This is a genomic window from Microvirgula curvata, assembly GCF_054781615.1.
On the sequence record NZ_BAAGUB010000004.1, the window covers coordinates 1 to 15,875 of the forward strand.

The following is a 15,875-nucleotide window of genomic DNA, read 5'->3' on the forward strand; positions in this document are numbered from 1 at the left end:
GCGCCTACACTTATCGGTTGTCTGTTTTGTTAAAGAGCGTTTTTCCGAACTGAATCAGCGACTTGCTGCTTCGGCCGGCGCTGCGTCGTGCAGCGAGGAAGCGAACTATACGTCCGCCCCTCCCTTCCGTCAACACCCGTTTTCCGCTTTTTTGTCACCGATCCGGCAAGTCATTGAGCGGAAAGATTTTTCCCGAAACCACTTTTCCCGCTTCATCCTGCGACGGCAATCAGCGAAGGCGATTTCCCGCTGGCGATGTCCAGCAGACGGTCGATATTCGGGTGTTTTCCGGGGTTCGCCCGGGCATCCGTGCTGTGTTCCGCATACAGCAGCAGCCCGGCTTCGGCCGCTTCCGGGCCGATACGGGCCTGGAAATGATCGAGCAGATAGCGGTAGACGCGCAACGAACCGCTCTGTCCCGGCTTGTCTTCCAGCAGGACCGGAGGCACTTCGCTCTCGAACCCCAGCAGCGTCAGCCGGCAGGCCGCCGCAAAGTGGCCGCGCCCTGCGTCCAGCAGCGGCAGGATTTCGGCAAAGGTCTTGCCGCGCAGCTGCCCCAGCATGACCGCGCTCTCCCGCTGCGACACGCCAAGCGGCTTGTCTTCCACCAGGTAGGTCTTGCTCATATGGCGGAACAGGTCGGTGCCGGCGAGACGCAGGGTCTCGAACAGCACCATTTCGCGCGTCACCAGAATCACTCCGGCCTGCTGGCAACGCAGCAGGGCGACGTCGACGTCGCTGTCGGCGCGGGAGCCGATGCAGTCGCGGACCAGGAAGACCTGCTTGCCCTGCGCGCGCAGTTCCAGCACGGTCTGCAGCACGCAGACGTGGGCTTCCATCCCGCACACGATCACTTGCGAGCGCGCCATCAGGCTACCCGGCAGGCAACCGGCGGCCACGCAGGAGAAGTGGTTCTTTTCGACGACATCGGCACGCGGCGCCCGCGCCAGCAGCGACGGGGCGGTATGCCCCAGTCCGCGCGGGTACTGTTCGGAGAAGACAATCGGCAGACCGGCATCGGCCGCGGCCGAGATCAGTTTGCCGGCATTGGCCAGCAGCGCTTCCGCGCCACGAATGGCCGGCAGCAGCTTGTCCTGGATGTCGACCACCAGCAGGGTGGCGTCGGAGAGATCAATCAGCATGCGGAGTCCTCGTTCTGGGGAAGGAAGATCAGGCGTCGGCGTAGGGTTCGGCCGAACGGATGAGCGGTTCGCTTTCTGCGGCCTGCAGCCATTCGTTCATTGCCGGCAGTGCATAGAGGGCATCGACCCAGTCGCGCACCAGCGGCGGCAGCTGGACGCCGTAGGTGACAAGCCGGGTCGCCACTGGCGCATACATGGCATCGGCAATGCCGAACTCGCCAAACAGGAAACGTCCGGTGCCGCCAAAGCGGGTCCGGCAGTCACTGACCAGTTCGACCACCCGCGCCACGTCGGCCAGGGCCGCGTCGGTATGGCCGCGCCCGGGCAGGCGGGCGCAGAAGTTGGTCGGCATCGCCTGGCGCAGTGCACCAAAGCCGGCATGCATTTCTGCGGCGATCGAACGCGCATGGGCACGGGCAATCCGTTCCGCCGGCCACAGCGGCAGTTGCGGAAAACGCTCGGCCAGATAATCAAGGATCGCCAGCGATTCCCAGACCAGCGCGCCATCGTCGATCAGTGCCGGCACCTTGCCGGTCGGCGAGTAAGCCAGCCGCTCGGCACGGGTGTCACCCTGGTACAGGTTGACCATGATTTCGTCGAACGGCAGATCGAAGTGGCGCATCAGCAGCCAGGGCCGCAGCGACCAGGACGAATAGCGCTTGTTACCGATGATCAATTGCATGAAATCTCCCGCGTGCAGGTCACAGTGAGCAAAACGCTCCGGCATGCGGAGCGTTTCTGGTAATAGCTACAGCTTATTCGGCTTCATCGATCCACGCCATCTGGATGGCTTCGAGGATCTTCTCGCCACAGTGACCGGGGTCGTCGTCGAAGTCGGGCAGTCCCATCACCCAGTCGCGCAGGTCGGTAAAACGTACCGTTTTCGGGTCGATGTCCGGGTGCTGCTCCACCAGCTCGATGGCGATATCCAGCGTATCGGTCCATTTCATGTTCAATTCTCCTTGATGTCGGCGACACGGGCACCGGTAGCCGCCACCAGGTCGGCGGCCGTGGTGCGGAACACGGCGAACGGGCTGCCGGCTGCGGCCCAGAGCTCGTCATACTGGAACAGGTCTTCATCCAGCAGCAGATCGACCGGATCGTTGGCATGGCCGACCGGCGATACGCCACCGATGGCGAAGCCGGTCTTTTCGCGCACGAAGTCCGCGTTCGCCTTGCCGATGGTCTTGCCGGTCAGTGCCGCCAGCTTGGCGGTCGACACGCGGTTGGTGCCGCTGGCGACGACGATCAGTGCGCGGTCGCTGTCGACCTCGCGAAAGACCATGGATTTGGCAATCTGCGCCACGCTGCAGCCGATGGCGGCGGCGGCTTCGGCCGAGGTGCGGGTCGAATCCGCCATTTCGCGGATCTCGGCCTGCAGGCCCAGTGCTTTCAGTGCTTCCGCGACCCGGGCGACGCTGCCGCCGCCTGTCGCGCCCTGAGGATGCTCACTCATGCTTCTCCCCTGCCCGGCCGGCAGTTGACGGCCGGTCCGATGAGCTGATCAATGATGTTCGCGGGCGTGGTTGACGGTATAGCGCGGAATGTCCACGACCAGATCGTCTTCCGCCACGATGGCCTGACATGACAGGCGGGACTGCGGTTCCAGCCCCCATGCCTTGTCGAGCATATCGTCTTCCAGCTCGTCGGACGGATCAAGGGAATCGAAGCCTTCGCGCACCACGACGTGGCAGGTGGTGCAGGCGCAGCTCATTTCGCAGGCATGCTCGATCTCGATATCGTGTTCCAGCAGGAGCTTACAGAGGTTCTGCCCGGGAACGGCGTCGATGACCGCCCCGTCCGGACACAGGTCGGGATTGGGCAGGACGATGATTTTCGGCATGGGGAGTCCTTACAGGTCGCTGATTTTCTGGCCGGCCAGCGCGCGACGGATATTGCGATCCATGCGCCGGGCGGCAAATTCGTTGGTGGCGTCGTTCAGGCGGGCAGTGGCGGCGTTGATGGCCACGGTCTGTTGCGAGGCGATCGCGCTGCGCAGCCCGGCTTCGGCATCGACGATCGCGGCCCGCTCGGCGCCGTCGAGCAGATCGCCGTCGACCTGCAGGGCGGCTTCCGTCGTGGCGAGCAGGCTTTCCGCGTCGACCACGGCTTCGCGCAGCTTGCGCGCGACGATATCGTCCTTCACGTGTTCGATCGAGTCGGCCAGCATCTGGGTGATCTGGTCGTCGGTCAGGCCGTAGCTCGGCTTGACCGAGATGCTGGCCTCGACGCCGCTCGACTGCTCGCGCGCGCTGACACCGAGCAGGCCGTCGGCATCGACCTGGAAGGTGACGCGGATCCGCGCCGCACCGGCCACCATCGGCGGGATGCCACGCAGTTCGAAACGCGCCAGGCTGCGGCAATCGGTAACCAGTTCGCGCTCGCCCTGCAGCACATGCACCGCCATGGCGGTCTGCCCGTCCTTGAAGGTCGTGAATTCCTGCGCCCGCGCGGTCGGGATGGTGCTGTTGCGCGGAATGATCTTTTCCACCAGCCCGCCCATGGTTTCGATACCGAGCGACAGCGGAATCACGTCCAGCAGCAGCCAGTCGTCTTCGGTCTTGTTGCCGGCCAGCACATTGGCCTGCATGGCGGCACCGAGGGCGACGACCTGGTCCGGGTCGAGGTTGGTCAGCGGCGTGCAGCCGAAGTACTCGCCGACCGAGCGGCGGATTTGCGGCATGCGCGTCGCGCCGCCGACCAGCACCACGCCGTTGACGTCCGCCGGCGCGATCTTCGCGTCGCGCAGCGCCTTGCGCACCGGCAGCAGGGTCTTTTCCACCAGCGTGCGGCTGATGTCGCCGAAGACGTCGCGCGTCAGCAGCAGGTCGACTTCGGTCTTGTCCGACAGCACGGTGTTGATATGCGCCTCGCTGGCGTCGGTCAGGCGTTCCTTGGCAGCGCGGGCGTGGGTCAGCAGCAGGCGGATGTCGTGGTCTTCGAGTTGCGACAGCGATGCCTGTTCGAGAATCCAGCAGAACACGCGCTGGTCGAAATCGTCGCCGCCCAGCGCGGAATCGCCGCTGGTCGACAGCACTTCGAACACGCCGCGTGTCAGGCGCAGCACCGACACGTCGAAGGTGCCGCCGCCAAGGTCATAGACGACGTACACGCCTTCGGACGCGTTATCCAGGCCGTAGGCGATGGCCGCCGCCGTCGGTTCGTTCAGCAGGCGCAGCACATTGAGGCCGGCCAGCCGCGCCGCGTCCTTGGTCGCCTGACGCTGTGCGTCGTCGAAGTAGGCCGGCACGGTAATGACGGCACCGGTCAGTTCGCCGCCCAGCGACGCTTCGGCGCGGACTTTCAGTGCCCGCAGGATGTCGGCGGAGATTTCGACCGGCGACTTGACGCCCTGGCGGGTCGCCAGCTGCACCATGCCCGGCGCATCGACAAAGCGGTACGGCGTCGAGGCGGTGTCGCCGATGTCTTTCAGGTCGCGGCCCATGTAGCGTTTGACCGAGACGATGGTGTTGTGCGGATCGTCGCTCTGCCGCGCGCGCGCGGCATGGCCGACGACGACGCTGCCGTCTTCCATGTAGCGGACCACCGAGGGCAGCAGGTTGTAGCCATGCTCGTCCGGCAGCACGGTGGCAGAACCGCTGCGCACGGTCGCCACGAGGGAGTTGGTCGTGCCCAGGTCGATGCCGACCGCGAGGCGATGCTGGTGCGGAGCGGCCGACAGGCCGGGTTCGGAGATTTGCAGCAGAGCCATGAACGTTATGTCACCACAAAACGGGACGAGGACGACCGCTGGCGGCGGCACGCCGGATCAGTCCGGCGGCCTGCGGTCTCGTCACCCCTTGGGAATCATCGGAATCAGAACAGCAGCGCCTCGATGGCATCGCCGATTTCTTCATCGAGTTTTTCGAGAAAACGCAATTTTCGCACGAGCAGCGCCGCAGTTTCATTGTCTGCGTCGACATCCAGCGCCTGCCCGAGGCTGACGGTCAGCGCGTCGGTGTCGCGACGGACGTCGGCCGACAGGCGTTCCAGCTGGTCGACGTCGCGCGCGATCCGCGCGTCCGCCACGGCCTCGCGCCACTCCATCTGTGCCATCAGGAAGTCGACCGGCATCGCGGTGTTGGTTTCTTCCTGGGTATCGACACCCGCCAGCGACAGCAGATAGCGCGCGCGCAGCAGCGGGCGTTTCAGCACCTGGTAGGCTTCGTTCACGCGTGTCGCGTACTGCATGGCCAGACGCCGGTCGGCATCCGGCTTGTGCGCATGGCGGTCAGGGTGGACCTCGGCCTGCACGCGACGGTAGGCGGCTTCAAGTGCCGGCAGGTCGACGGCGAAGCGCTGGGGCAGGTCGAACAGGGAAAAGTGGGTCATCGGGCGGACAGTGCAGCAGAAATGAACAAGGCGCGCCTCCTCGCGGAGGGCGCGCCTGGCAAGCGGGGCTCAGACGTGGAAGCTCTCACCGCAACCACACTCGTTCTTCACGTTCGGGTTGTTGAACCTGAAGCCCTCGTTGAGGCCTTCCTTGACGAAATCGAGTTCGGTGCCGTCAAGGTAGGCCAGGCTCTTCGCATCGGTAAACACCTTGACGCCGTGGCTCTCGAACGTCAGGTCCGAACCGTCGACCGCGTCGACGAACTCGAGCTTGTAGGCCATGCCGGAGCAGCCGGAGGTTTTGACGCCCAGCCGCAGTCCGACACCCTTGCCACGCTTTTCGAGGTAGCGCTGGACGTGACGCGCCGCGCTTTCGGTCAGGGTAATCGACATCATGCGTCCCTTCTCAGTTTTCCGCGCCGTGCTTCTGCTTGTAGTCGGTCACGGCCGCCTTGATGGCGTCCTCGGCCAGAATCGAGCAGTGGATCTTGACCGGCGGCAGCGCCAGTTCTTCGGCAATCGCGGTGTTCTTGATCGTCAGGGCTTCGTCGAGCGTCTTGCCCTTGACCCATTCGGTGACCAGCGAGCTGGAGGCGATGGCGGAACCGCAGCCGTAGGTCTTGAACTTCGCGTCCTCGATCACGCCGTCGGCACCGACCTTGATCTGCAGCTTCATCACGTCGCCACAGGCCGGTGCGCCGACCATGCCGGTCCCGATGGTGGTGTCGCCCTTTTCGAACGAACCGACGTTGCGGGGATTCTCGTAGTGGTCGATGACCTTGGAACTGTAAGACATTTCTCTACTCCTCGAAGCGAGGCCGATCCGCCCTGTTTCCGGTCGGGATCAGCCCGTCAGTCAATCAATGCGCGGCCCACTGGACGCTGTTCAGGTCGACGCCGTCCTTGAACATTTCCCACAGCGGCGACAGTTCGCGCAGCTTGCCGATCTTGTCGTGCAGCAGCTTCACGGCAAAGTCGATTTCCTCGACCGTGGTGAAGCGGCCGATGGTGAAGCGGATCGAGCTGTGCGCCAGTTCGTCGTTGCGGCCCAGGGCGCGCAAGACGTAGGACGGTTCCAGCGACGCCGACGTGCAGGCCGAACCCGACGACACGGCCAGATCCTTGATCGCCATGATCAGGCTTTCGCCTTCGACGAAGTTGAAGCTGACGTTCAGGTTCTGGGCGACGCGGCGTTCGAGGTCACCGTTCAGGTAGACCTGTTCGATGTCGGACAGCCCGCTCCACAGCCGGTCGCGCAGCATGCGGATGCGTTCGTTCTCGGTGGCCATTTCCTCGCGGGCGATGCGGAATGCCTCGCCCATGCCGACGATCTGGTGCGTGGCCAGCGTGCCGGAGCGCATGCCGCGTTCGTGACCGCCGCCATGCATCTGCGCCTCGATGCGCACGCGCGGCTTGCGGCGGACGTACAGCGCGCCGATGCCCTTCGGGCCATAGGTCTTGTGGGCGGAGAAGCTCATCAGGTCAACCTTGAGCTTTTCCAGATCGATCACGACCTTGCCGGTGGCCTGGGCGGCATCAACATGGAACAGCACGCCCTTTTCGCGGCACAGGTTGCCGATGGCATCCATGTCCTGAATCACGCCGATTTCGTTGTTGACCAGCATGACCGACACCAGGATGGTGTCCGGACGGATGGCGTCGCGCAGGCGGTCGAGGTCGAGCAGACCGTTGTCCTGCACGTCGAGATAGGTGACTTCAAAGCCCTGGCGCTCCAGCTCGCGCATGGTGTCCAGCACGGCCTTGTGTTCGGTCTTGACCGTGATCAGATGGCGGCCCCGGGTCTTGTAGAACTGGGCCGCGCCCTTGATGGCCAGGTTGTTGGACTCGGTCGCACCGGACGTCCAGACGATTTCCTTCGGATCACAGTTGACCAGCCGCGCGACTTCGGCGCGGGCGTTTTCGACCGCCTCTTCCGCGACCCAGCCGAAGCTGTGGCTGCGCGATGCGGGGTTGCCGAATTTTTCGGTCAGGAACGGGATCATCGCCTCGGCGACACGCGGGTCGATCGGGGTGGTTGCCGAGTAGTCGAGATAGACGGGAAGCGAAAGTTGGCTCATCGATATGCTCCAGTTGCCAATGAGGTTCGTCAGGCTGCGGCGCGTGCGTCGCTGCGGCCGCGCCGCTCACGGGCGTCGACCAGCACATTTTGTCCGCACTGCGCGCGCTGCTGATCCACCAGGCTGCCGAGCGTAACGGCCTCGAGGTAGGCATAGATTGTGCGGTTGAGATCGGTCCACAGATCGTGGGTCATGCAGCGGTGGCTGTCGTGACAGTTTTCCTGCCCACCACAGGAGGTGGCGTCGAGCGGTTCGTCGACGGCGATGATGATGTTCGCGACGGAAATGTTGACTGCATCCCGGGCCAGACAGTAACCGCCGCCCGGACCGCGCACGCTGTCCACCAGTTCGGCACGGCGCAACTTGCCGAACAACTGCTCGAGATAGGACAGGGAGATGCCCTGGCGCTCGCTGATGCCGGCGAGCGTGACCGGACCGTTGTGCTCGCGCAGCGCCAGATCCAGCATGGCGGTTACGGCGAAGCGGCCTTTGGTGGTCAATCGCATGTCGTTCTCCCTCATCGAATTTCGATGGTGAGAATACTAAAACCCGAGTGTTTTAGTCAACAATTTTATTGAGCCGGTCAGGGTCGAAATCGTCGCCATTGCGGCCGGCGTTTCCGGTGTCGATACCGTGCTGTTCGAGCAGGGCGAGCAGCCGTTCCAGGCGCCGGTCGGTCAGTGCCGAATGGTCGATCAGCGCGTGCAGCGCCTTGACCACCGGATCGTTCATGTCGCCGCCGACCCCGTACTGGGCGAAGCGCGTGTCGGTGCTGCCGCCATCGCGCGACTCGACCAGTCTGGCCGGGATGCCGACGGCGGTCGCGCCAGCCGGCACGTCCTTCATGACGACGGCGTTCGAGCCGATGCGCGCCTTGTCGTGCACGGTGATCGGCCCCAGCACCTTCGCGCCGGCGCCCACCACGACCCCGGCGCCGAGTGTCGGGTGGCGTTTGCCTTTCTGCCAGCTGGTGCCGCCCAGGGTGACGCCATGATACAGCGTGCAGTCATCGCCGACTTCTGCCGTTTCGCCGATCACGACGCCCATGCCGTGGTCGATGAACACCCGGCGGCCGATACGGGCGCCGGGATGGATCTCGATGCCGGTCAGCCAGCGCGACAGATGCGACACGAAGCGCCCGCTCCACTTGAAGCCGCGCTGCCACAGCCCGTGCGCCAGCCGGTGCAGTGTCAGGGCGTGGAAGCCGGGATAGCAGGTAAGCACTTCCCAGACGGTCCGCGCGGCGGGATCACGGTCGAACACGCAGCGGATATTTTCGCGCAGCCGGGAGAACATTGTCGGGTCCGGTGTCAAAGAAGGGACACCGCGAGTGTGGGCCACCCGCGGGCAAATGCAAACCGGTTCAGTGGCTGCCGTGGGTGACCGCGGCGATCAGGATCTTGCCGACCGACTCCAGTGCGGCGGCAAAGGCCTGGCTCTGGCTGTCGAAGGTCACCGAGGCGACGCTGTCGCCCTTGCCGGCGGCCCAGTTCACCACCGGCGCCAGGCACGCATACGGCACGCCCTTTTCCCGGGCCAGCGCGGCTTCCGGCATGCCGGTCATGCCGACCATGTCGGCACCGTCGCGTTCCAGCCGGCGGATTTCCGCCGCGGTTTCCAGTCGCGGCCCCTGGGTGCAGGCATACACGCCGCCATCATGGGCGTCGACGCCGGCGCTCTTTGCGGCCTGCAGCAGGCGCGCGCGCAGTCTGGCGTCATAGGGCAGTGTCAGGTCGGTGTGGACGACCGGGATGTCGGCGCCTTCGAAATAGGTGTGCGCGCGGCCCCAGGTGTAGTCGATGATCTGGTCCGGCACCGCGACGGTGCCCGGTGGCACGCCGGCGGAAATGCCGCCGACCGAGCCGACGGCGACGATGCCGCTCACGCCCTGCTCCGCCAGTGCCCAGATGTTGGCGCGGTAGTTGATCTCGTGCGGCGCCAGCGAATGTCCGTAGCCGTGGCGGGCGATGAACACGACCGGATGGCCGCCGATCAGGCCGAAGGTCAGCGGGCAGGACGGATCGCCGAACGGGGTGCGGACGATCTGGCGCTGGGTGGATTCGAAACCGGGCAGGCGGTACAGGCCGCTGCCGCCGATAATGGCGAGCATCACGTCTCCATGACGGAATGAGGATGGCGAAACATACCATTCGCTTCGCCATCCACCAACGGCCACGCGCCGCCGTGATCCGGAATTACAGTACGCCGTCCTTGCGCATGCGCTCGATCAGCACCCCGGCCAGCTTCGTGGTCAGCCCGGCCACGTCCTGCCCGGCGATGGTTTCGCTGGTGCCGCTCCAGATGACTTTTTCCTGTTTGAAGTCCCACAGCGTCGACTCGATGACCAGCACTTCATACTGGTCGACCTGCGGCGGCATCGATGCCCAGGCCGCGCCATACCAGCCATAGAAGCCGCCATAGCCCGGTCCCGTGTAGCCGGGCGACACGCTGATGCGCTGATCGACGCGCAGCAGCCGGGTGACCAGGATCGCGTCGGAACCGGTCCGGGTGACCGTGTCGCGGATGTCGGCCCGCGACAGCTGCCCGCTTTCCGGCAGCAGCGCATAGCTGGTCGCGGCCGGGATGCCGGCATCGCGCAGGCTCCGGGCAAAGCTGTCCTCGAAGATGCGGCGATGACTGTCGCTCTTGCTGATGCCGATCACCAGTATCTGCTTCGGTGCCGGTCCGCTGAAATCGGGGCTGCGCCAGACCGAGGTCAGTTGCGGCGTCGAGCAGGCGGTCAGTACGACGCAGGCGGCCACGGCCAGCCAGCCGGCAATCCGGCGGCCTCCGGTGGAGAGGATCGACATGGCTTACTCCTGTGAGTGGGGGGAATGACTGTCGGCAGGGGTCGGGACGCTGTCCGGCGTCACGACAGGCGACACCAGGCCCTCATCGATCCATGCCTTCAGCAAGGTATAGGACACGGCCAGAATCACCGGACCGACAAACAGGCCGACGATGCCGAAGGCCAGCAGGCCGCCGATCACGCCGACCAGGATCAGCAGCAGCGGCAGGTCGGCGCCGCGCCGGATCAGGATGGGTCGCAGCACATTGTCCAGCGTGCCGACGATGCCGGTCCAGACCAGCAGCGACGTCGCCCACACCGGCTCGTTCTGCCAGTACAGCCATGCCACCGCGCCCAGCAGCGGCAACGTCGGCCCGATCTGGGCGATGCACAGCAGCAGCATCAGCACGGTCAGCAGACCGGCAAACGGCACGCCGGCAATCCAGACGCCGAGCCCGCCGAGCGCGGACTGGGTCAGCGCGGTGACGACGATGCCCAGCGCAACGGCGCGGATGGCCATGCCGGCCAGCAGCAGCGCATTCTCGCCCCGGGAGCCGGCCAGCCGGCGTGCAAAGCGCCGCAGGCCGCAGGCCGCCGCTTCGCCCCGGGCGTACAGGATGGCGGACACCGCCAGCGTCAGCAGCAGGTGGACGACCAGCATGCCGGCCGAGCCGGCGGCAGCCAGCCCCTGGTTGGCGATCAGCATCGCATACGGCTGCAGCCGGGCCAGCACGCCGCCGGAGCCGGCATCGGACAGGCGCTGCCACTCGCTGCCGACGGCGTTGCCGATCAGCGGCAGCTGTCCCACCCACGCCGGCGGCGCCGGCAGGGTGTAGGCGGGCAGTGCCTTGGCCCAGCCGGCGATCGCGTCGGCATGCTCGGCCACGATGGAAATCCCGGCGACGATGGGCAGCACCAGCAGCACCAGCATGATCAGCATCATGACCAGCACTGCCAGGCTGCGACGTCCCCACAGCCGGCGCTGCACCGACAGCAGGATGGGCCAGGTCGCGACGACCACCGTGGTCGCCCAGACCAGCGCGACCAGGAACGGACGCAGGACCCAGAGGCTGCCGGCAATCAGCAGACTGGTAATCAGGATGAGGAGCAGCGCGCGCGCCAGATCGTTGCGGGGAGAAACAGGGTTCACGGACGCTCCATGGCGCAGGGTCGAATGACTAGGATGCCCGGAGCCCGGGCAGAATGCGAGTGAGTATAGAACAGCGTTCCCTTGCCGGCGGCGGGCCAAACCCGCGCGGCAGGCGGATAATGCGCGCATGAACATCCATCTGGCCTTTGCCCGCCTTGTGCCGCCGGACGCTGATGCGGCGCCGCTCCCGCAGCGCGCCTCGCTGGCCGCCCGCGCGCTGCTGGCACGATTGCTGGCGGTAACGCACGGCATGGAGGAGCTGCCGGAGATCGTGCGCGAGGCCGGCGGCCGCCCCCGTTTCCGCGATGCCGCGCTGCCCGCCTTCAGCCTCAGCCACAGCCGCGACTGCATTGCGGTTGCCCTGGGCGGAACCGGGCCGGTCGGCCTCGATATCGAACTGCCGCGACCACGCACGCACATGGCCGACATGGCCGATGCGCTGTATTCGGCACCGGAGCGCGACTGGATGGCGTCAGGTCCGGCACTGGAACGCTTCTACCTGCTGTGGTGCATCCGCGAGGCGGCGCTGAAGGCGGGAGGGCACGGGCTGGCGGAGCTGTCCCGGGTCGAGGTCGATCCGGTCGCCGCCACGCTGCGCTATCCGCGAACGCCGCACGGCCAGGTGCTGGCCGGCCTGCATGACGGCTGCAGCTGGGCGCTGCATGTGCCGTGGCCGGCGCGGCTGCACTGGCGGGATGCGCAGGCCGCGCCGATCGGCAGTCCGCCGCTTGTCCTCCGGCTGGACTGCCTGCCGGCCGGATCAGGCGTCGGCCAGCTTGCGACAGATCAGTAGCGTGTGACCCTTGCCGAGGTCGTCGTATTCGTCCTCGACATGGAAGCCCGCCAGCCGCAGGCACTTCAGCATCACTTTCGAGTGATAGAAACGGCTGTTGCCATTGGCGAGGCAGGTAAAGTACAGCGATGTCGCATTGAGACTGAAGGCCGCCGCCTCGAAGCGCTGACGGTCCCAGAACAGCTCCATGATCGCCAGCCGGGCGTCCGGGCGCATGCTGCGGCCGATCAGCTTGAGGATGTGGACGATCTCGTCCTCGCTGAAGCAGTCGAGGAACTGGCTCATCCACCACAGGTCGGCGTCGCCGGGCAGCTGTTCCGCCTTGAGAATGTCGACCGGCCAGCCGTCGATGCGGCCGGCCAGCCCCTCGCGTTCGATGTTGTCCTGCGCCAGGGCCAGTTGCTGCGGCAGATCCAGCAGCGTGACACGCACGTCCGGATCGTGGCGCGCACAGCGCAACGCCCACTTGCCGGTATTGCCGCCGACGTCGTAGATATGCGCAGGCCGGTAGTGGAAGATTTTCGCCAGCGCCTCGCTGAACGCCTGATCGGAATAGAAGTGGTCGAATTCGAACCAGCTTTCGCGCGCCTCGTCGGGCAGTTCGCCGAGTGCCGGGTAGATGGTCGGCCAGTCGCCGAACACCTGCAGCCCGGACGGCTTGCCACTGCGGATGGCATCCAGCAGATGGCGCATCGCCTCGTAGCAGGTGTGCTGGGTGAAGTCCATGTTGGTCCGGGTCATCGGATCGTTCAGCAGGTAGTGACCGACCCGGGTCAGCCGGTAACGCGCCGACTTCAGGAACAGCACGCCACCGCTCAGTCCCATGTCCAGCAGCACCCCCACGGCATAGGGTGTCAGCCCGCTGTCGTCGACAAGGGTTTCCAGACTCGCGCCGTCGCGGTCGTGCCGTTCCAGCGCGGCCAGCAGGCCGGTCTCGCGCAGGCACCAGACCGCCTGGAACAGAATCGGCGCAAAGGCGATCTTCTGCGCAGCCGATACGGCCTCCAGCGCGTTCAGTCGATCATGGTCATAAACGGTTTCCACCCTGTCTCCCTGTTGCGGTCCGGCCAGCCGGACCCGTCGTGCATAGATGATGCCGGCCCGCATCGTGCGGGCCGGCGGACCACTCAGTTGGCCGTCTTGCCGTAGCGGCCCTTCAGCGCCACGCCGGCGACCATGGCGCCGGCATGGCATTCATAAGTCGTGCTGCTGCGGGTTTCGTTTTTCTTGTAGTAGCTGACGATGTCGTACACCGCATTCGCCCCCAGTGACCTGGCCTTGTTCTGGAAGGCCATCAGCGCGGACAGCGCGGCCCAGCGGCAGGCGACGTCGTCGGCCTTGCCAAAGCCGTTGGTCTTGCGGTTGGACACGTCCTCACCCAGCTGCTCGGTAATGGCCGGGGTCTTCTGTCCGGCCAGGTAGAACTTGACCGAGCCGTCGAGCTTGTCCTTGGCTTCCGGCATGTTCAGCACGTCCTCGAACGGCAGGTGCAGCTCGGTGTCGCGGGCATGGGCCTGGCCGGCCAGCAGCAGGGCAAGCATCGAAAGCGCCAGTGTTTTTTTCATGATTCGTTCATCCTGTTGTCGATTGAAAAGCGGGTCAGTCGCAGCGGCGGAAGATCAGCGAGGTGTTGATGCCGCCGAAGGCAAAGTTGTTGCTCATGACCACGTCGGTTTCCAGCGCGCGCCCGTTCCCGGTCAGGTAGTCGAGCTCGGCACAGGCCGGATCGACGGCGTCGAGGTTCAGCGTCGGCGCAAACCAGCCGGCCCGCATCATCTCGATGGTCATCCAGGCTTCCAGCGCACCGCAGGCGCCGAGGGTGTGGCCCATATAGCTTTTCAGCGACGAGATCGGCATGCGGGCACCGAACACGTCCTGCGTGGCATGCGATTCGGCGACGTCGCCATGGTCGGTCGCCGTGCCGTGCGCGTTCACGTAGCCGATGTCGGCCGGCGCCAGGCCGGCGTCGTCAAGGGCCAGACGCATGGCTACCGCCATGGTGTCCGGGCGCGGCTGGGTCACGTGGCGGCCGTCGCTGTTGGTGCCATAGCCGATGATTTCCGCATAGGGCCGCGCGCCGCGCGCCAGCGCGTGCTCGCGCTCTTCCAGCACCAGCGTGCATGCGCCCTCGCCGAGCACCAGCCCGTCGCGGCGGGCATCGAACGGGCGCGGGGTCAGGGACGGCGTGTCGTTGTGGTCCGCGCTGGCGGCAAACAGGGTGTCGAACACCGCCGCCTCGGTCGCATCAAGTTCCTCGGCGCCGCCGGCGAGCATGGCGACCTGCTTGCCGGACTGGATCGCCTCGAAGGCATAGCCGATGCCCTGGCTGCCTGAGGTGCAGGCGCTGGAGGTGGTCACGATGCGGCCGGTAATGCCGAAGAACACGCCGATATTGACCGCTGCCGTATGCGACATCATCTTGATGTAGGTGGTTGCGCTGATGCCGGCGGTGGTCTTCTCGCTCATCACCGTGCCGAAGTCGCCGATCGCGCCCGGCGAGCCGGCCGACGAGCCGTAGGAAATGCCCATGCGGCCCGAACTGACCAGCGGGTCGCCATACAGGCCGGCATCACGCAGTGCCAGTTCGCTGGCACGGGTCGCCATCAGCGCCACCGGTCCCATGCTGCGGGTGCTCTTGCGGTGGTACAGCTCGGTCGGCAGGACATACGGCGCGACCGGCGCGCCGACCTGGGTGTTGAGCCCGGCATAATCGGCCCAGGCACTCATGCGCTGTACGGCGTTGCGGCCGACGCGCAGGCGCGCATGCACCGTTTCCCAGTCATGGCCGAGCGGGCTGAGCGCACCGATGCCGGTAATCACTACGCGCTTCATCCGAGCAGCCCCCCGTTGACCGAAATGACCTGGCGGGTGATATAGGCGGCATCCTCGCCGAGCAGGAAGCGCACGGTGGCGGCGACCTCCTCCGGTTTGCCGACCCGGCGCGCCGGAATCATCTTCAGCGCTTCCTGCAGGATGTCGTCGTCGACCATCTCGGTGCCGATCAGGCCGGGCGCCACGCAGTTCACGGTGATGCCGCGGCTGGCCAGCTCGACCGCCAGCGCCTTGCTGGCGCCGATGATGCCGGCCTTGGCCGCGCTGTAGTTGACCTGGCCACGGTTGCCCATGATGCCGGACACCGACGACAGCGTGACGATGCGCCCCGGCTTGCGCGTCCGCACCATCGGCATGATCAGCGGGTTGAGCACGTTGTAGAACGCGTCGAGGTTGGTGTGAATCACCGCGTCCCAGTCTTCCGGCGGCATGGCCGGGAAGGCGTTGTCGCGGGCAATGCCGGCATTGCAGACCACGCCGTAGTAGCAGCCGTGCTGCCCGACATCGTCGAGCAGCGCCCGGGCAGTCTCTTCGCGCTGGCCGACGTCGAACTGCAGCACGCGCGCGCGCCGGCCCAGCGCCGCAATCTGCGCCGCCACCTCATCGGCCTGCTCTCGCCGCTCGCGGCAGTGCAGGACGATATCGTAGCCATCCTGCGCCAGGCACAGCGCAATGGCGCGGCCGATGCCGCGGCTCGACCCGGTTATCAATACGGTCTTGTCAGTCATGTCCTGCTCCCCGCAATCCGGGTTCCACTCGC

20 protein-coding genes are annotated in these 15,875 nt (G+C 65.9%); 1 reads left to right on the forward strand and 19 read right to left on the reverse strand.

Going from position 1 to position 15,875, the window contains the following annotated elements:
- Nucleotides 1-212 precede the first annotated feature (212 nt).
- The 15 genes from ACYVG8_RS02105 to ydiK all read right to left on the reverse strand — a co-directional run bounded on the left by ACYVG8_RS02105 (nucleotide 213) and on the right by ydiK (nucleotide 11,490).
- Nucleotides 213-1,142, reverse strand: a complete 930-nt coding sequence (locus ACYVG8_RS02105; protein WP_460744954.1) for an isochorismatase family protein — start codon at nucleotides 1,140-1,142, stop codon at nucleotides 213-215.
- Nucleotides 1,143-1,170: 28 nt separating this feature from the next.
- Complete coding sequence (locus ACYVG8_RS02110) at nucleotides 1,171-1,824, reverse strand: glutathione S-transferase family protein (protein WP_028499503.1); 654 nt, start codon at nucleotides 1,822-1,824, stop codon at nucleotides 1,171-1,173.
- A 73-nt stretch (nucleotides 1,825-1,897) separates the two neighbouring features.
- Nucleotides 1,898-2,092 (reverse strand): Fe-S cluster assembly protein IscX, encoded by a 195-nt coding sequence (iscX, locus tag ACYVG8_RS02115; RefSeq protein ID WP_028499504.1) that lies wholly within the window; start codon nucleotides 2,090-2,092, stop codon nucleotides 1,898-1,900.
- 2 nt (nucleotides 2,093-2,094) lie between these two features.
- Complete coding sequence (locus tag ACYVG8_RS02120) at nucleotides 2,095-2,598, reverse strand: YbaK/EbsC family protein (RefSeq protein WP_233495239.1); 504 nt, start codon at nucleotides 2,596-2,598, stop codon at nucleotides 2,095-2,097.
- Nucleotides 2,599-2,646: 48 nt separating this feature from the next.
- Nucleotides 2,647-2,985 (reverse strand): ISC system 2Fe-2S type ferredoxin, encoded by a 339-nt coding sequence (gene fdx / locus ACYVG8_RS02125; RefSeq protein ID WP_028499506.1) that lies wholly within the window; start codon nucleotides 2,983-2,985, stop codon nucleotides 2,647-2,649.
- 9 nt (nucleotides 2,986-2,994) lie between these two features.
- Entirely contained in the window at nucleotides 2,995-4,854 is a 1,860-nt protein-coding gene (hscA, locus tag ACYVG8_RS02130) for a Fe-S protein assembly chaperone HscA (RefSeq protein WP_028499507.1), read from the reverse strand.
- Between the two features lie 104 nt (nucleotides 4,855-4,958).
- Entirely contained in the window at nucleotides 4,959-5,474 is a 516-nt protein-coding gene (gene hscB, locus ACYVG8_RS02135) for a Fe-S protein assembly co-chaperone HscB (RefSeq protein WP_028499508.1), read from the reverse strand.
- 69 nt (nucleotides 5,475-5,543) lie between these two features.
- Nucleotides 5,544-5,867 (reverse strand): iron-sulfur cluster assembly protein IscA, encoded by a 324-nt coding sequence (gene iscA / locus ACYVG8_RS02140; RefSeq protein WP_028499509.1) that lies wholly within the window; start codon nucleotides 5,865-5,867, stop codon nucleotides 5,544-5,546.
- A gap of 13 nt (nucleotides 5,868-5,880) precedes the next feature.
- A complete protein-coding gene (gene iscU, locus ACYVG8_RS02145) occupies nucleotides 5,881-6,270 on the reverse strand; it encodes a Fe-S cluster assembly scaffold IscU (RefSeq protein WP_028499510.1) in 390 nt (129 codons plus the stop codon).
- Nucleotides 6,271-6,334: 64 nt separating this feature from the next.
- Nucleotides 6,335-7,552, reverse strand: a complete 1,218-nt coding sequence (locus ACYVG8_RS02150) for an IscS subfamily cysteine desulfurase (protein ID WP_460744956.1) — start codon at nucleotides 7,550-7,552, stop codon at nucleotides 6,335-6,337.
- 29 nt (nucleotides 7,553-7,581) lie between these two features.
- A complete protein-coding gene (gene iscR / locus ACYVG8_RS02155) occupies nucleotides 7,582-8,058 on the reverse strand; it encodes a Fe-S cluster assembly transcriptional regulator IscR (protein ID WP_028499512.1) in 477 nt (158 codons plus the stop codon).
- A gap of 52 nt (nucleotides 8,059-8,110) precedes the next feature.
- Nucleotides 8,111-8,893: a serine O-acetyltransferase gene (cysE, locus tag ACYVG8_RS02160; RefSeq protein ID WP_255420215.1), complete on the reverse strand. Its 783-nt coding sequence runs from the start codon at nucleotides 8,891-8,893 to the stop codon at nucleotides 8,111-8,113.
- 22 nt (nucleotides 8,894-8,915) lie between these two features.
- Nucleotides 8,916-9,662 (reverse strand): S-methyl-5'-thioinosine phosphorylase, encoded by a 747-nt coding sequence (locus ACYVG8_RS02165; protein ID WP_028499514.1) that lies wholly within the window; start codon nucleotides 9,660-9,662, stop codon nucleotides 8,916-8,918.
- Between the two features lie 85 nt (nucleotides 9,663-9,747).
- Nucleotides 9,748-10,362 carry a hypothetical protein gene (locus ACYVG8_RS02170; protein WP_460744957.1) on the reverse strand — a complete coding sequence of 205 codons (615 nt, stop codon included), beginning with the start codon at nucleotides 10,360-10,362 and terminating at the stop codon, nucleotides 9,748-9,750.
- A 3-nt stretch (nucleotides 10,363-10,365) separates the two neighbouring features.
- A complete protein-coding gene (gene ydiK, locus ACYVG8_RS02175) occupies nucleotides 10,366-11,490 on the reverse strand; it encodes an AI-2E family transporter YdiK (RefSeq protein ID WP_028499516.1) in 1,125 nt (374 codons plus the stop codon).
- A 127-nt stretch (nucleotides 11,491-11,617) separates the two neighbouring features.
- Here ydiK and ACYVG8_RS02180 point away from each other — a divergent pair, with 127 nt between their 5' ends.
- On the forward strand, nucleotides 11,618-12,283 hold the full coding sequence (locus ACYVG8_RS02180; RefSeq protein ID WP_460744958.1) for a 4'-phosphopantetheinyl transferase family protein: 666 nt from the start codon (nucleotides 11,618-11,620) through the stop codon (nucleotides 12,281-12,283).
- On the opposite strand, the gene ACYVG8_RS02185 is transcribed toward ACYVG8_RS02180, so the two are convergent.
- Genes ACYVG8_RS02185 through fabG form a run of 4 tightly spaced genes read right to left on the reverse strand, consistent with a single transcriptional unit; the run spans nucleotide 12,251 to nucleotide 15,843 of the window.
- Nucleotides 12,251-13,390 carry a methyltransferase gene (locus ACYVG8_RS02185; RefSeq protein WP_084300116.1) on the reverse strand — a complete coding sequence of 380 codons (1,140 nt, stop codon included), beginning with the start codon at nucleotides 13,388-13,390 and terminating at the stop codon, nucleotides 12,251-12,253. The genes ACYVG8_RS02180 and ACYVG8_RS02185 overlap by 33 nt on opposite strands.
- 20 nt (nucleotides 13,391-13,410) lie before the next feature.
- Entirely contained in the window at nucleotides 13,411-13,848 is a 438-nt protein-coding gene (locus ACYVG8_RS02190) for an excinuclease ATPase subunit (RefSeq protein ID WP_107889289.1), read from the reverse strand.
- Between the two features lie 34 nt (nucleotides 13,849-13,882).
- Nucleotides 13,883-15,115 (reverse strand): beta-ketoacyl-ACP synthase, encoded by a 1,233-nt coding sequence (locus ACYVG8_RS02195; RefSeq protein ID WP_460744959.1) that lies wholly within the window; start codon nucleotides 15,113-15,115, stop codon nucleotides 13,883-13,885.
- Nucleotides 15,112-15,843: a 3-oxoacyl-ACP reductase FabG gene (gene fabG / locus ACYVG8_RS02200; protein WP_107889288.1), complete on the reverse strand. Its 732-nt coding sequence runs from the start codon at nucleotides 15,841-15,843 to the stop codon at nucleotides 15,112-15,114. The genes ACYVG8_RS02195 and fabG overlap by 4 nt, the downstream gene beginning before the upstream one ends.
- Nucleotides 15,844-15,875 lie beyond the last annotated feature (32 nt).

What these genes read in the sequence shown, in the direction of transcription:
- ACYVG8_RS02105 (WP_460744954.1), bottom strand. Translation starts at nt 1,142, where the DNA reads ATGCTGATTGATCTCTCCGACGCCACCCTGCTGGTGGTCGACATCCAG.
- ACYVG8_RS02110 (WP_028499503.1), bottom strand. Translation starts at nt 1,824, where the DNA reads ATGCAATTGATCATCGGTAACAAGCGCTATTCGTCCTGGTCGCTGCGG.
- iscX (WP_028499504.1), bottom strand. Translation starts at nt 2,092, where the DNA reads ATGAAATGGACCGATACGCTGGATATCGCCATCGAGCTGGTGGAGCAG.
- ACYVG8_RS02120 (WP_233495239.1), bottom strand. Translation starts at nt 2,598, where the DNA reads ATGAGTGAGCATCCTCAGGGCGCGACAGGCGGCGGCAGCGTCGCCCGG.
- fdx (WP_028499506.1), bottom strand. Translation starts at nt 2,985, where the DNA reads ATGCCGAAAATCATCGTCCTGCCCAATCCCGACCTGTGTCCGGACGGG.
- hscA (WP_028499507.1), bottom strand. Translation starts at nt 4,854, where the DNA reads ATGGCTCTGCTGCAAATCTCCGAACCCGGCCTGTCGGCCGCTCCGCAC.
- hscB (WP_028499508.1), bottom strand. Translation starts at nt 5,474, where the DNA reads ATGACCCACTTTTCCCTGTTCGACCTGCCCCAGCGCTTCGCCGTCGAC.
- iscA (WP_028499509.1), bottom strand. Translation starts at nt 5,867, where the DNA reads ATGTCGATTACCCTGACCGAAAGCGCGGCGCGTCACGTCCAGCGCTAC.
- iscU (WP_028499510.1), bottom strand. Translation starts at nt 6,270, where the DNA reads ATGTCTTACAGTTCCAAGGTCATCGACCACTACGAGAATCCCCGCAAC.
- ACYVG8_RS02150 (WP_460744956.1), bottom strand. Translation starts at nt 7,552, where the DNA reads ATGAGCCAACTTTCGCTTCCCGTCTATCTCGACTACTCGGCAACCACC.
- iscR (WP_028499512.1), bottom strand. Translation starts at nt 8,058, where the DNA reads ATGCGATTGACCACCAAAGGCCGCTTCGCCGTAACCGCCATGCTGGAT.
- ACYVG8_RS02165 (WP_028499514.1), bottom strand. Translation starts at nt 9,662, where the DNA reads ATGCTCGCCATTATCGGCGGCAGCGGCCTGTACCGCCTGCCCGGTTTC.
- ACYVG8_RS02170 (WP_460744957.1), bottom strand. Translation starts at nt 10,362, where the DNA reads ATGTCGATCCTCTCCACCGGAGGCCGCCGGATTGCCGGCTGGCTGGCC.
- ACYVG8_RS02180 (WP_460744958.1), top strand. Translation starts at nt 11,618, where the DNA reads ATGAACATCCATCTGGCCTTTGCCCGCCTTGTGCCGCCGGACGCTGAT.
- ACYVG8_RS02185 (WP_084300116.1), bottom strand. Translation starts at nt 13,390, where the DNA reads ATGCGGGCCGGCATCATCTATGCACGACGGGTCCGGCTGGCCGGACCG.
- ACYVG8_RS02190 (WP_107889289.1), bottom strand. Translation starts at nt 13,848, where the DNA reads ATGAAAAAAACACTGGCGCTTTCGATGCTTGCCCTGCTGCTGGCCGGC.
- ACYVG8_RS02195 (WP_460744959.1), bottom strand. Translation starts at nt 15,115, where the DNA reads ATGAAGCGCGTAGTGATTACCGGCATCGGTGCGCTCAGCCCGCTCGGC.
- fabG (WP_107889288.1), bottom strand. Translation starts at nt 15,843, where the DNA reads ATGACTGACAAGACCGTATTGATAACCGGGTCGAGCCGCGGCATCGGC.